Below are 13,738 nucleotides of genomic sequence, written 5' to 3' on the forward strand. Positions count from 1 at the left end.
ATTTTCGGGGCACTACGGTGGGGGACATGGCGAACGAGCTCGGGCGATCGACCAGTCCCTACCTGCGGCAGCACGCGGACAACCCGGTGGAGTGGCGGGAGTGGTCGGATCGCGCGTTCGCCGAGGCGCGGGAGCGGGACGTCCCGATCTTCCTCTCGGTGGGGTACTCCGCTTGTCACTGGTGTCACGTGATGGCCCATGAGTCGTTCGAGGACGCGGACACGGCGGCGTACCTGGGTGCGCATTTCGTGAGTGTGAAGGTCGACCGGGAGGAGCGGCCGGACGTCGACGCGATCTACATGGCGGCGACGGTCGCGATGACGGGGCAGGGCGGCTGGCCGATGTCGGTGTTCCTGACGCCGGCGGGGGAGCCGTTCTTCTGCGGGACGTACTTCCCGAAGGACGCCCGCGGTGGGATGGCGACGTTCCCCCAGGTGCTCCAGGCGATCACCGACGCCTGGCAGAACCGGCGCGAGCAGATCGACGGCATTGGCAAGCGGGTGGTCGAGCAGCTCGGCGCCCAGCAGCCCACCGACCAGCAGCCCACCGAACAGGGAACGTTCGACCTCGATCGCGCGGTCCAGTTGCTGAAGGCCGACTTCGATCCGGTCGACGCCGGGTTCGGGCGGGCGCCGAAGTTCCCGCCGTCGATGGTGCTCGACTTCCTGCTCCGCCACCACCGCCGCACCGGCGACGAGGACGCGCTGGCCATGGTCGCGCACACCTGCGACCGGATGGCGCGCGGCGGGATGTACGACCAGCTCGCCGGCGGTTTCGCCCGGTACTCCGTCGACGGCCAGTGGATCGTCCCGCACTTCGAGAAGATGCTGTACGACAACGCGCTCCTGCTCGACGTCTACACGCAGTGGTGGACGCTCTCGTCCGACCCGCTGGCCCGGCGGGTCGCCGAGGAGACGGCCGACTTCCTGCTCGCCGAGCTCCGCACTGCGGAAGGTGGCTTCGCGTCCGCTCTCGACGCCGACACCGAAGGCGAGGAGGGCAGGTACTACGTCTGGACCCCCGAGCAGTTGCGCGAGGCCACCGATGACGCCGACTGGGTCATCGACCTCTGCGACGTCAGCGGCACCTTCGAGCACGGTACGTCGGTCCTCCAGCTACGGCAGGACCCGGACGACCCGGAGCGCTGGCAGCGCGTCCGCGCAACCCTCGAGCAGGCGAGGAGCAGCCGCACCTACCCCGGGCGCGACGACAAGGTGGTCGCCGCCTGGAACGGCCTCGCGATCACCGCACTCACCCGCGCCGGCGTCGTCCTCGGGAAACCGGAGTACGTCGACGCCGCGCGCGCCGCGGCCGAACTGATCCGCGACGTGCACCTCGACGACACCGGCCGGCTGTACCGCACGTCGCGCGACGGCGTTCGGGGGACCGCGCACGGCGTACTAGAGGACTATGCCGCGTTCGCGCAGGCGTGTGCGACCTTGCTGGGGGCAACCGGGGAGGCCGAATGGTTCCGGACGGCGGAGCGGTTGCTGGACCGGGTCCTCGAGCAGTTCGTTGCTGATGGCGCGTACTTCGACACCGCCGCGGACGCCGAGACGCTGGTCTGGCGCCCGCAGGACGCGACCGACAACGCCACCCCGTCCGGCGTCAGCCTGGCCGCCGAGGCGTTCACCACGATGGCGAGCCTGACCGGATCGGTCCGGTACGAAGCCGCCGCCGACCAGGCCCTGCAGGCCTCCGCCGCGATCGCCGACCGCGCGCCCCGGTTCGCCGGACGCGCCCTGGCGGTCGCCGAGACCATCGCCGGGGGACCGCTCGAGATCGCGATCGTCGGCGACCGGCCCGAGCTGACCAGGACCGCGTTCACCTACGCCCCGTGGGGTACGGCGATCGTCAGCGGTGCACCCGGTCTCGCCGTACCGCTGATGGACGGGCGGCAGGAATCAGCGGCGTACGTGTGTCAGAAATTCACCTGCCGGCTGCCCGTGACGTTGCCGGAACACCTTCGGCAGGAGTTGCGCCCAGCGGACTGAGGCGTGCGCGGGTGCGGGTTTTCCCTGCGGTTTCGCCCGATTCCCTTGACTCACGGCGACCGGACGGCAACAGTCGGTCCTCAGTCGGATGTAACAGAACTCGCATGTTCAGACACGAAGTGTCACAAATGAGGCAGTGGCACTGTTGCGTCAGCATCCGGCGCGTCCCCAACTGAATTCGGTCGCTGCGCCCAAACAGCGACCACACCGTGAGGAGATGTTGTCTTGAAACGACTGACATCAGCAGGGGCGGTGGCGATCGTCGCGGCAGCGGGTCTTGCCACGACGCTCTCCGCGTCGACCGCCGGTGCCGCCGACCGGACGGCTCCGCTCCCGGCGTCGGGCTTCAACCAGCCCGCCGCGGTCAAGGCCGAGCAGGCGCTGGCCCCGCAGACGGCCGTTGCCCTCGGCCTCGGCAAGGGTGAGCAGCTCAAGGTCCACGACGTCGTCAAGGATGCCGACGGCACCGAGTATGTCCGCTACGACCGCACCTTCAACGGCCTGAAGGTCGTCGGCGGCGATCTGATCGTCAAGAGCAAGGGCGAGTCCGTCGGCCAGGTCACGTACAACCGTGGCGCCAAGTCCGTCGCCGTCGCCACCAAGCCGACTCTGTCCCAGTCGGCGGCGCTCGCGAAGGGTGCGGAGTCCGCGAAGTTCAAGGCCACCGCGAACAAGGGTGAACTGGTCGTCTTCGTGACGCCCACCAAGCCCGTGCTCGCGTACGAGGTCGTCACGACCGGTGTGAAGCCCGACCAGACCCCGTCGGTGCTGCACTCGTTCGTCGACGCCAAGAGCGGCAAGGTGCTGGCGCAGGACGACGAGATCAAGGCCGGTACCGGCAACTCGATGTACGCCGGCAAGGTCACCATCGGTACGTCGGGTTCGTCCGGCAACTTCTCGATGACCGACTCGACCCGCGGTGGCAACTACACCACGGACCTGAAGGGCGCGACGTCCGGGAACGGCACGACGTTCACCGACGCCGACGACACCTGGGGCAGCGGTGCCGCCTCGGACCGCGCGACCGCCGCGGTGGACGCGCACTACGGTGCCCAGCTGACCTGGGACTACTACAAGAACGTCCACGGCCGGAACGGCATCTTCAACAACGGCCAGGGTGCGCGTTCGCGGGTGCACTACGGCAGCGCGTACGTGAACGCGTTCTGGGACGGTACCCAGATGACGTACGGCGACGGGATCAGCAACACCCACCCGCTGACCGCGATCGACGTGGCCGGCCACGAGATGAGCCACGGCGTCACCGAGGCGACCGCCAACCTGAACTACTCCGGTGACGCGGGCGGCCTGAACGAGGCGACGTCGGACATCTTCGGCACCATGGTCGAGTGGTCCGCGAACAACGCGAGCGACCCGGGTGACTACCTGATCGGCGAGAAGATCAACATCAACGGCGACGGTACGCCGCTGCGCTACATGGACAAGCCGTCGAAGGACGGGGCCAGCGTGGACTGCTGGTCGACCAGCACCGGCGGGCTCGACCCGCACTACTCGTCCGGCCCGCTGAACCACTGGTTCTATCTGGCCTCCGAGGGCACCGGCAGCAAGACCATCAACGGTGTCACCTACAACAGCACCGCCTGCAACGGTACGACGTTCGCCGGTGTCGGCCGCGACGTCGCCTCGAAGGTCTGGTACCGCACGCTGAGCACCAAGCTCAGCTCGGGCAGCACCTACAAGGACGCCCGCGAGGGTGCGATCACCTCCGCGAAGGAGCTGTACGGCGCGGACTCCGCGGAGTGCAAGGGCATCGAGGCCGCGTTCGGCGGGATCGCCGTCCCGGCCGGGTCGGCCGCCTGCGGTGGTGGCACCACGCCGCCGCCCACCGGCGACAACCTGCTGAAGAACCCGGGCTTCGAGTCCGGTGCGGTGGACTGGACCGGCACCTCCGGCCCGGTCACCAACAACACCGGTCGCCCGGCGCGGACCGGTACCTGGAAGCTGTGGCTGCAGGGCAACGGTCGCGCCACCACCGAGAGCGTCGGCCAGTCGGTCGCGATCCCGGCGTCGGCGACCACCGCGACCCTGACGTTCTGGATCCGGATCGACACCGCGGAGACCACCAGCACCACGGCGTACGACACGGCGAAGGTGCAGGTCGTGGACGGTTCGACCACCAGCACGGTGGCGACGTACTCGAACCTGAACAAGAACACGTCGTACGTGCAGAAGACGGTGAACCTGTCGGCCTACAAGGGCAAGACCGTCACGGTGAAGTTCGTCGGCCAGGAGGACTCCTCCGCGCAGACCAGCTTCGTCATCGACGACACCTCCCTGACCGCGAGCTGACCTCGCGGTGACACGTCCGGGGCGTGCGCGGCCTTCCGCCCAGGCCCGCGCGCCCCGGATTTCTCTTGGGTCAAAGGAGATCCAGTGATGCGCAAGTTTCTCGTCCCCGGAGTCGGCGCCGCCCTCGTCGCCGGTGTCTTGCTTGCCCCGGGCAACGTCGCCGTAGCGGCCGACTCGCCCGACATCTCCGTCACCAACACCAAGGCTCACCTGGACCAGCTGCAGTCGATTGCCACCAGCAACGGTGGGAACCGCTACACCGGCCGGCCCGGGTACAAGGCCTCGGCCGACTACGTGAAGGCCAAGCTGGACGCGGCCGGTTACACCACCACCCTGCAGTCGTTCAGCACCTCGGCGGGTACGTCGTACAACGTGATCGCGGAGTGGCCGCACGGCGACGCGAACCACGTGGTGATGGCAGGCTCGCACCTGGACAGCGTCAGCGCCGGTCCTGGGATCAACGACAACGGCTCCGGCAGCGCCGGCGTACTCGAAACCGCCCTCGCTTACGCTGCCAGCGGCCAGACCCCGAAGAACCGGTTGCGGTTCGGCTTCTGGGGTTCGGAAGAACTCGGGCTGCTCGGCTCGAAGTACTACGTGAACAACCTGCCGGCCGCCGATCGGGACAAGATCGAGCTGTACCTGAACTTCGACATGATCGCGTCCCCGAACCCGGGCTATTTCGTGTACGACGACAACCCGGCCGGCGACGCCGCGCGGGACGACCTCGTCACGTACTTCACCAGCAAGAACGTCCAGACCGAGTTCATCGACGTCCAAGGCCGCTCCGACCACGCCGCCTTCCGATCGTTGGGAATCCCCACGGCTGGAACGTTCTCCGGTGCCGAGGAGATCAAGAGCTCGGCGCAGGCGACGAAGTGGGGAGGTACGGCAGGGCAGGCGTTCGACGCCTGCTACCACCGGTCCTGCGACACCATCAGCAACCTGGACCTGACCTCGCTGGACCGCCAGATCGATGCCATCGGCCACATGATCTGGACGTACGCGCAGAAGGACTACACCGGCGGCCCACCACCGGCCGGCGGCAACCTCCTGCAGAACCCGGGCTTCGAGTCCGGTACGGCGAACTGGACCGGAACGACCGGCCCGATCACCAACAACACCGGGCGTCCGGCGCACACCGGTAGCTGGAAGGCGTGGCTCCAGGGCAACGGCCGTGCCACCACCGAGAGCATCGGCCAGTCGGTCGCGATCCCGGCGACCGCCACCGCGGCCTCGTTGTCGTTGTGGATCCGGATCGACACCGCGGAGACTACGTCCTCCACGGCGTACGACACGGTCAAGGTGCAGGTCGTCGACGGGTCCACCGCGACGACGCTGGCGACGTACTCGAACCTGAACAAGAACACGTCGTACGTGCAGAAGACCCTCGACGTGTCGCAGTACAAGGGGAAGACGGTCACGGTGAAGTTCGTCGGCCAGGAGGATTCCTCCGCGCAGACCAGCTTCGTGATCGACGACGTGGCCTTGACCGCTGGTTAGATCTTTGTGCAGAGCTTGCCTGGTGGGATGGCGGCTTCGGTGAGCAACTTGTTCACCGGGTCCGCCAGCGGCTTGAGTTTCGGGTCCTCGATTCGGGCGGTCTTCCCGTTCGCCGTGACCGCGACGATCATGTCGTCCGGGTGCTTCGTCGACGGTTTGGTGGCCACCAGGCTCGCCCAGTCGACCTGCTGAGCGGCCGCGCTGATCGTGGTCAGCAGGCTCGGGTCGAGCTTGCACTTGATCGGCTGCTTACCGCGCGCGGTCACGGTCGCGATGCCGTCCGGGCTGATCTGCACCTGGTCGTCGAAGCCCGCGAACCCACCGGTCCTGGACACCGTGAGTGGCAGGCCGGCTCCGACCGGCGTCGATTGCGTGACCGACGCCGTCGGCAACGTCGGCGGTGGCGAGCTCACCGGCGTACCGCCGCTCGATCCGGACTCGTCGCCGCACCCGCTCAGCACGACTCCCGCGACGGTCATGAACACGGCCACTGCTGCGTATCTGCTCAGGTTCCTCACGCACCATGGATACCCAATGGCAGGCCGTTCGTTGCAGCTGTGACAGGACTGAAATGTGATCGTCAGACGACGGGGGAGACCAGGTCGACCATCGCGCGCGTCAGCTGGACCCGCTGCTCGAACAGCGCGAGCGTCGCCTGGTCGCCCACCGTGCTCAGCTGCTCGAGTGGGAGCGCGGTGAACGCGGCGCGGACCAGCAGCGAACCGAGGTAGCCGTAGAGCACCTCGTCCTCGGTCACCCGCATCCCTTCCTCGGCCAGACCCGCCTGGAACGCCTTGGCGATCACCCGATGCACGATCGGCAACGCCTCCGGCGACAACTCGCCGGCATGCGCCAGCCCGACCAGCAACTGCCCCAGGTCGAACCCGACCGCCTGCGGGCAGTCGAACCCCCAGTCGATCACGACGAACTCGTCCGGCTCGTCGGAGGGAACCAGGAGGTTCTGCGGACTCGCGTCCCCGTGCTGGTAGCACTGCGGCAGTTCGTCGAGCGCATCCAGTACGGCGGGTAGTCGCTCAGCCAGGTCGAGCAAGTCCGCCCGCAACCGGTGATCTCCCAGGTTGCAGACCGCCGCGGCGAGCAGCGGGTGGCGCCAGGTCTGCGGGTCGGCCAGCGTCGGCAGCGCACTGTGCGCCACCCGTCCGCCCGCGTAGTACCGCAGTCCGGAACCAGGCGTCTCGATGTCGCCCCGGGGGAGGAGCGGTCCGACGAGGTGCGGCTGCCGCCGCGCGGACAGCCGCCCGAGCAGGTACGCCGCGCGCTCGAACCGGTCGATCGGCCACGGTCCGGGCACCTGGACAACGTTCTCCATCCACACGGTGCCGCGATCGTCGTCGTACAGATCGATCCGGTACGCCGTGGCGAGGCGCAGGCCACTCGGGAGCAGCTCCGCCAGCCCGCTGCGGTGCACCGCGATCTCCAGCTCCCACGGCAGGTACTTGATGAACTCGGCGCGGAACGCCTCCGGGACCATCCCGATCTGCGGCCAGTGCCGCGCGGACTGGAGCTGCTTCACGAAGCACGACCACTCGACGTCATCGCCGGTTGTGCTGGTCGCGGTCCCGAAGACCCGAAGCAGGGCCGCGGTGCTCGGCGTACCGATCTCGTAGTCGACCGGCACGACTCGCACCGCGCCTGGAACGGCGCCTGCGTCTCCGGTGATGGTCCGCACGAGCGCGGTCAGATCGTCCTCGCTCGGAGCGTCCCGGCCCAACGGTGCCAACTCGGTCCGCATCTCCCCACAACCTTCCCCCCATGGAAGTAAAGCAGCCTTACTATTTGGATAGTAAAGTGGCCTTATGACTTCCGTCAACGGCGGGCCTGTGGTCGGATCCGACCACATCGCCAACCTGCTCGGTGCGGCGATCGGGACGCTCCGTCAGGAGATCCTGGCGACCTCGGAGGAGCGTTACCCCGAGCTGCGCGTCTCGCACTACCGGCTGCTCGAGATGATCCCGCCGGACGGCGCCCGGATCACCGACCTGGCAGAAACCGCGGCAATGACGAAACAAGGCCTCGGCCAGCACGTCGATTACCTGGAACGCCTCGGCTACACCGAATCCGACCGCCTCCGGGGCGACCGCCGCGTCCGCCTGGTCCGCCGTACCCCCCTCGGCGACGAAGCAGTCACCTTCAGCCGATCCGTCATAGCCCGACTAGAACACCAGTGGTCCAACCACCTAGGCCCAGACCGCTACAACTCCCTCCGCCAAATGCTCCACGAGCTAGCCACCTAGCCGAGGCACCCCGCGCCGACTGCGTCTTGCGCGTCGAGTCGTGGGTCCGGCACCGAAACAGCAACCAGAACCCACGACTCGGCGGCGCGGGGTCCGCCTTTCGCCACGAGTCGGCGATCTGCGGTGCGAAAGGCAGGCTGACCGAGGTGGGTGCGGTGATCAATGGGCTGGCCAACGATTCACCGGCTGGCCTCAATCGGCGCCTCGCGGGGTACGTCCACTCGTCGCCACATCCCGCGCCCCGGCGGAGCCGGCCATCAGACAGTCACGCCGTACGCGTGTCCTTTCCGTGTCTGTCGCAGGACGGCGCGGGTTAGCGGGCGTGGTACGTCGCGATGCTTACGGCGATGTAGTGGCAGATGAAGGCGGCGACGGTGAAGGCGTGGAAGATCTCGTGGAAGCCGAACCAGCGGGGGGACGGGTTGGGGCGCTTGGTGCCGTAGACGACGGCGCCGAGGGAGTAGAGGCCGCCGCCGACCGCGATCAGGGTGACGACTGCCGCGCCGCCGGCGTGGTAGATGGCGCCCATCCAGAAGATCGCGACCCAGCCGAGGGCCAAGTAGATCGGGGTGTAGATCCAGCGCGGTGCGCTCAGCCAGAAGATCCGGAACAGGATGCCGAGGATCGCGCCGCCCCAGACGAGGCTGAGCAGCAGCACCCGGTCCTTGCCGTGCAGCAGCACCATCCCGAGTGGGGTGTAGGTGCCGGCGATCAGCAGGAAGATGTTGCTGTGGTCGAGCCGGCGGAGGATCGCCTCACCGGTCGGGCCCCAGTAGAAGCGGTGGTACAGCGCGGAGATCCCGAACAGCAGCATCGAGCCGGCGGTATAGACCGCGGCGGCCCAGCGGGCGTTCGCCTGGGGTGCGAGGCAGATCAGCACGATGCCGGCGGCGGTGGCGAACGGGAAGGTGCCGGCGTGCAGCCATCCGCGAAGTTTTGGCTTGAGCGGCCCGAGCCGGCCGGATAGCCGGTGCCCGAGGTCCTGGGGGTGGGCGCTGGTAGCGGTCATCGCCTTCCTTTCGAGGGGTGTCGGGCGGGTCATACCTACGCAACCGTAACCTACGCAACCGTAGGTTACATGGGTCGGAAGAATGAAATGTAGGCGAAGTCACCGTCCTGATGCAGAACCCCCGCGTTGACGATGCACCAACTCGGCAGAAAGTTCGACCTTTCTGCCAGCTTTCTGTGAGCCACTCCAGGGCCTCTCGCACCGGGTGAATCTGGGCTAGCCTCGTGATCGAGAGTCTTTGAGGAGAGCATTCTGCCCATGCGGACACCTGGCAAACAGAAGCTGCGCGACGCGGTCTACGGACTGTACGAGCGCCGGCTGCGGCGATCGTTGGCGCCGGACCGGATTCCCCGGCACATCGGCGTCATCATCGACGGGAACCGGCGGTGGGCCCGCCAGGGCGGCGACCCGGTGTCGCGCGGTCATGAGGCCGGGGCGAACAAGATCTCCGAGTTCCTGGACTGGTGTGAGGACGTCGGCGTCAAGGTGGTCACGGTGTGGATGCTGTCCACCGACAACCTGACCCGTCCGGCCGACGAGCTCGAGCCGCTGCTGCGGATCATCGAGCAGACCGTCGAGGAGCTGACGACGATCGGCCGCTACCGGATCCACCCGGTCGGCGCGCTCGACCTGCTGCCCGGCACCACCGCGGAGGCGCTGAAGGCGGCCGAGACCGCGACCCACGACGTTCAGGGCATGCTGGTCAACGTCGCCGTCGGGTACGGCGGTCGTCGGGAGCTGGCCGACGCGGTCCGGTCGCTGCTGCTCGAGGAAGCGGCGAAGGGCATGTCGATCGAGGAGCTGGCGGACCGGGTCGACGTCGAACACATCGCCCGGCACCTGTACACGAAGGGCCAGCCGGACCCCGACCTGGTGATCCGGACGTCGGGGGAGCAGCGTCTCGGCGGATTCCTGCTCTGGCAGAGCGCGCTCAGCGAGTTCTACTTCTGTGAGGCGCTCTGGCCGGACTTCCGGCACGTGGACTTCCTGCGTGCGGTCCGGAGCTACGCCCAGCGGGAACGCCGCTTCGGGACCTGACGCCGCGGCCGCAGCGCGAACACGTCGTACGGCGTCTGAGGTAGTACGCGTACGTCGCGACGCCCAGCGCCGTACCCCAGAGGGTCCAGAGGATGCCGGGAGCGGTGAGTGCCCAGTTCGCGGGGTCGATCGGCGCCTCCAGGTTCATCAGCCCGGCCGGGACCAGGACGACCGCGACGATCGACGCCGGGATGATCGCGAGGTACGGCGGGACGCGCCGGCCCGCGCGGAACCAGATCCAGCGCGGGTACACCTCGCCCCAGCGGTGGACCAGACCGTGGGTCAAGACGCTGCCGGCAAGGCCCAGAACGGCCAGGCCGAGGCCCATTTCGAGCATCCCGGGCGTGTCGGCCATCATCCGGTGGAACTCGGCGCTGATGCCGACCGGCCAGCCGAAGTACCAGGCGATCCGGGTGAACTCGTACGGAAGATTCGCCACCACCGCGACGACGACCGCCCACCGGCCCCAGCGCAGCGCGGCATCCGGTCTGGTCCACGCTTGATCCTCGTCTCCCCGGCCACACGAGACACACAGGTCCCGGCTCCGGCGGTGGTAGGCGAGAGCGGTTGCCGCCCACAACAAACCGCCGACGAACAACACGATCAGGTTCACCCGGTGCCAGTACAGGATGTCGCCGATCCCGCCCTGCGCCCCCGGTACGCCGGTGAACGCGAACACGAGGAGTGCCGGCGCCAGCGCGACGACGGCGATCAGTGTGTAGTCAGGGATCACCAAAGCCAGTCCGACGGCGAGTACGGCGGCAACTGTCTGTAGCACCCACCCGCGCGGCGTACGGCGTGTCATGACGAGCGCGAGCGCGGCGCCGCCGAGTCCGATCGCTGTCATCACCGGTGCGACGACGTGGACCGGCGTACCTTCCAGGATCGACGCTGTGGCGCGGTCGTCCGGCACGGGCGCGAACGGGTAGCCCGCGCCGCCGAGGGTCCAGTAGAGCCCGAGTACGCCGTACCCCAGGGACCAGAGCGCGGTGGCGTACCCGGTCCACGACGGCCAGTTCTTCCTCATGCACCGAGCGTCGCCCGCGGGGACGGGGGACCGGATCACCCGGCGGAGTGACCTGACTCCCCCAGAAGGCGTAACGCCCTGTTAACCCCGTGGCCGGGCGTGTCGGGCTGCGCCGTTTGCGGGACCCTCCTACTCTGGCAGGGACGGTCGGAGGGGAAGCCGGCTGTCCGGGAGGCCCGATCAGTTTGAGAATCTCGTCCCAGCCGGTGGCCCTGTGAGGGGCCGAACGGAGTACCCGAGACCTCTGGTCTCGAACTCACTGATTTCCGTTGCCGCTCGAATCGCGGCGCGGACGGGGTCTGCACCGGACCCCAGGGGCGGCACCCGGTCCATCACCTAACCACTGGCGGGCCGGGGCGAGGGTGCACGTCACGGCCTCAGAAGAGGACGTGCGACATGGCCATCCACGCCAAGGCGTCAAGTACCTCATCCACACCGGACCAGCGCACGTTCGTGCTGGACACCTCGGTGCTCCTCTCCGACCCGCACGCGATGCTGCGGTTCGACGAGCACGAGGTGATCGTCCCGGTGGTCGTCGTCACCGAATTGGAGGCCAAACGGCATCACCCGGAACTCGGCTACTTCGCCCGCACCGCGCTGCGACTGCTCGACGAGCTCCGGATACTGCACGGACGTCTGGACGCGCCCCTGCCAGTGGGGGAGAACGGTGGAACCCTCCGGGTCGAGCTGAACCACACCGACCCCGAAACCTTGCCGGCCGGTTTCCGGCTCGGCGATAACGACAGCCGGATCCTGGCCGTGGCCTGCAACTTCCTGGCCGAGGGCAAGGACGTGACGCTGGTCTCGAAGGACCTGCCGATGCGGGTCAAGGCGTCGGCGTGCGGTCTGCAGGCCGAGGAGTACCGGGCCGAGCTGACCCTGGAGTCGGGCTGGACCGGAATGGCCGAGCTCGAGGTCGAGACGCATGTCGTGGACGACCTGTACGAGAACAGCACGGTCGAGCTGCCGGAGGCCGGGGAGTTCCCGACGCACACCGGACTGGTGATGCTGTCGGACCGCGGGAGCGCGCTCGGCCGGGTGATGCCGGACAAGCGGATCAGGCTGGTCCGGGGTGACCGGGAGGCGTTCGGCATCCGCGGCCGGTCCGCCGAACAGCGCGTCGCGCTCGACCTCCTGCTGGACCCCGACGTCGGGATCATCTCGCTCGGCGGCCGGGCCGGTACCGGTAAGTCGGCGCTCGCCTTGTGCGCCGGCCTGGAGTCGGTGATGGAGCGCCGGCAGCACAAAAAGGTGGTCGTGTTCCGGCCGCTCTTCGCGGTCGGCGGCCAGGAGCTCGGGTACCTGCCGGGCTCCGAGTCGGAGAAGATGCAGCCGTGGGCCCAGGCCGTGTACGACACGCTCGGCGCGCTGACCAGCAGCGACGTGATCGACGAGGTCATCGACCGGGGCATGCTCGAGGTGCTGCCGCTGACCCACATCCGCGGCCGGTCGCTGCACGACTCGTACGTGATCGTCGACGAGGCGCAGTCGCTGGAGCGGAACGTGCTGCTCACGGTGCTGTCCCGGGTCGGCGCGAACTCGCGGGTGGTGCTCACCCACGACGTCGCCCAGCGGGACAACCTGCGGGTCGGCCGGCACGACGGCGTGGTCGCGGTGGTCGAGCAGCTGAAGGGCCACCCGCTGTTCGCGCACGTCACCCTGAGCCGCTCGGAGCGCTCGCCGATCGCGGCCTTGGTCACCGAGATGCTCGACGACTTGCAGCTGTAAGGAGTGTTCGAGTTATTGGGTCATAGCATTCTGTAAAGCGAGAGTAAGAACGGTGCGGTCGCCACGCGGTGACCGCACCGTTCGTTCGTGACCTGCTTGTGATCACGGACGGTTTACGCCAGAGTATGTTCTCGTTGCAGCCGACGGGGGTCGGGTTTTCTCGGAAGGACAGATGAAAGCGAAGCGCTCCGTCGCGGTTCTGGCAGTGACTGGAATCGCCGTGGTCTCCGTGGTCGCCGGTGTCGATCTCTTCAGCTCCCCAGGGAGCAGTAATGCGTCGGAGAGTGTGTCCGGGCGTGCCGAAATGGCCGTCATCAACAGTGGCAAGGTGGTCGCCACTGACGACAAGCCGTCCGCCACGCCGAAGGGTTCCGACGCCGATGCGGCCGCCGACGCGGTCCGGATGCGGAACCAGGTCGAGGCGATCGCCCAGCAGCAGGTCTCGCTGCAGAACGCGGCCGACCTGAAGATGGCCGCCAAGAACACCGCCCTGCGCCGCTACGAGGCCCTGGCACGCGCCAACCGCTCGTCGAGCGAGGAGCGCGCCAGCCGGGACGCCGAGCGGAAGAAGTACGAGGGCACGCCGAAGGAGGTCGCGATGAACCTCCTCCCCGACCACGGCTGGGGCCAGGGCCAGTTCAGCTGCCTCGAGAAGCTCTGGAACAAGGAATCCCGCTGGAAGGTCAGCGCGGCGAACCCGACGTCCTCGGCGTACGGCATCCCGCAGGCCCTGCCCGGGAAGCGGATGGCAGCCTACGGCTCCGACTGGCGGTCCAACCCGGTGACGCAGATCAAGTGGGGTCTGGACTACATCGAGGCCACCTACGGCTCGCCGTGCTCCGCGTGGGCGCACTCGGTGGCCAAGAACTGGTACTGA

Annotated in this window: 11 protein-coding genes; 7 read left to right on the forward strand and 4 right to left on the reverse strand. The window is 68.1% G+C overall.

Going from position 1 to position 13,738, the window contains the following annotated elements:
* Positions 1 to 26 precede the first annotated feature (26 nt).
* The 3 genes from ACWGID_RS23435 (at position 27) to ACWGID_RS23445 (ending at position 5,804) form a co-directional block, all read left to right on the forward strand.
* Positions 27 to 1,994, forward strand: a complete 1,968-nt coding sequence (locus ACWGID_RS23435; RefSeq protein ID WP_452199787.1) for a thioredoxin domain-containing protein — start codon at positions 27 to 29, stop codon at positions 1,992 to 1,994.
* Positions 1,995 to 2,219: 225 nt separating this feature from the next.
* Entirely contained in the window at positions 2,220 to 4,301 is a 2,082-nt protein-coding gene (locus ACWGID_RS23440) for a M4 family metallopeptidase (RefSeq protein WP_452199789.1), read from the forward strand.
* Between the two features lie 87 nt (positions 4,302 to 4,388).
* Positions 4,389 to 5,804, forward strand: a complete 1,416-nt coding sequence (locus tag ACWGID_RS23445) for a M28 family peptidase (RefSeq protein WP_452199791.1) — start codon at positions 4,389 to 4,391, stop codon at positions 5,802 to 5,804.
* Here ACWGID_RS23445 and ACWGID_RS23450 read toward each other — a convergent pair.
* Together ACWGID_RS23450 and ACWGID_RS23455 are read right to left on the reverse strand one after the other, a co-directional pair.
* Positions 5,801 to 6,322 carry a hypothetical protein gene (locus ACWGID_RS23450; protein WP_452199793.1) on the reverse strand — a complete coding sequence of 174 codons (522 nt, stop codon included), beginning with the start codon at positions 6,320 to 6,322 and terminating at the stop codon, positions 5,801 to 5,803. The two genes, ACWGID_RS23445 and ACWGID_RS23450, sit on opposite strands and share 4 nt — an antisense overlap.
* A gap of 62 nt (positions 6,323 to 6,384) precedes the next feature.
* A complete protein-coding gene (locus ACWGID_RS23455) occupies positions 6,385 to 7,557 on the reverse strand; it encodes a phosphotransferase (protein ID WP_452199795.1) in 1,173 nt (390 codons plus the stop codon).
* Between the two features lie 64 nt (positions 7,558 to 7,621).
* Between ACWGID_RS23455 and ACWGID_RS23460 the strand changes: the two genes are divergently transcribed.
* Positions 7,622 to 8,059 carry a MarR family winged helix-turn-helix transcriptional regulator gene (locus ACWGID_RS23460; protein WP_452199797.1) on the forward strand — a complete coding sequence of 146 codons (438 nt, stop codon included), beginning with the start codon at positions 7,622 to 7,624 and terminating at the stop codon, positions 8,057 to 8,059.
* 313 nt (positions 8,060 to 8,372) lie between these two features.
* On the opposite strand, the gene trhA is transcribed toward ACWGID_RS23460, so the two are convergent.
* Complete coding sequence (gene trhA / locus ACWGID_RS23465) at positions 8,373 to 9,068, reverse strand: PAQR family membrane homeostasis protein TrhA (protein ID WP_452199799.1); 696 nt, start codon at positions 9,066 to 9,068, stop codon at positions 8,373 to 8,375.
* Positions 9,069 to 9,326: 258 nt separating this feature from the next.
* Here trhA and ACWGID_RS23470 point away from each other — a divergent pair, with 258 nt between their 5' ends.
* Positions 9,327 to 10,106, forward strand: coding sequence for an isoprenyl transferase (locus ACWGID_RS23470; RefSeq protein WP_452199800.1), 780 nt, complete (start codon positions 9,327 to 9,329; stop codon positions 10,104 to 10,106).
* Here ACWGID_RS23470 and ACWGID_RS23475 read toward each other — a convergent pair.
* Positions 10,000 to 11,133 carry an NYN domain-containing protein gene (locus ACWGID_RS23475; protein WP_452199802.1) on the reverse strand — a complete coding sequence of 378 codons (1,134 nt, stop codon included), beginning with the start codon at positions 11,131 to 11,133 and terminating at the stop codon, positions 10,000 to 10,002. The genes ACWGID_RS23470 and ACWGID_RS23475 overlap by 107 nt on opposite strands.
* Before the next feature lie 396 nt (positions 11,134 to 11,529).
* Here ACWGID_RS23475 and ACWGID_RS23480 point away from each other — a divergent pair, with 396 nt between their 5' ends.
* Entirely contained in the window at positions 11,530 to 12,861 is a 1,332-nt protein-coding gene (locus ACWGID_RS23480; protein ID WP_452199804.1) for a PhoH family protein, read from the forward strand.
* Between the two features lie 172 nt (positions 12,862 to 13,033).
* Entirely contained in the window at positions 13,034 to 13,738 is a 705-nt protein-coding gene (locus ACWGID_RS23485; RefSeq protein ID WP_452199805.1) for an aggregation-promoting factor C-terminal-like domain-containing protein, read from the forward strand.

The sequence above is a fragment of the Kribbella sp. NPDC054772 genome (assembly GCF_053611945.1).

Coding starts and splice junctions, on each gene's coding strand:
- ACWGID_RS23435 (WP_452199787.1), top strand. CDS start 27: ATGGCGAACGAGCTCGGGCGATCGACCAGTCCCTACCTGCGGCAGCAC.
- ACWGID_RS23445 (WP_452199791.1), top strand. CDS start 4,389: ATGCGCAAGTTTCTCGTCCCCGGAGTCGGCGCCGCCCTCGTCGCCGGT.
- ACWGID_RS23480 (WP_452199804.1), top strand. CDS start 11,530: ATGGCCATCCACGCCAAGGCGTCAAGTACCTCATCCACACCGGACCAG.
- ACWGID_RS23455 (WP_452199795.1), bottom strand. CDS start 7,557: ATGCGGACCGAGTTGGCACCGTTGGGCCGGGACGCTCCGAGCGAGGAC.
- ACWGID_RS23475 (WP_452199802.1), bottom strand. CDS start 11,133: ATGAGGAAGAACTGGCCGTCGTGGACCGGGTACGCCACCGCGCTCTGG.
- ACWGID_RS23485 (WP_452199805.1), top strand. CDS start 13,034: ATGAAAGCGAAGCGCTCCGTCGCGGTTCTGGCAGTGACTGGAATCGCC.
- ACWGID_RS23470 (WP_452199800.1), top strand. CDS start 9,327: ATGCGGACACCTGGCAAACAGAAGCTGCGCGACGCGGTCTACGGACTG.
- trhA (WP_452199799.1), bottom strand. CDS start 9,068: ATGACCGCTACCAGCGCCCACCCCCAGGACCTCGGGCACCGGCTATCC.
- ACWGID_RS23460 (WP_452199797.1), top strand. CDS start 7,622: ATGACTTCCGTCAACGGCGGGCCTGTGGTCGGATCCGACCACATCGCC.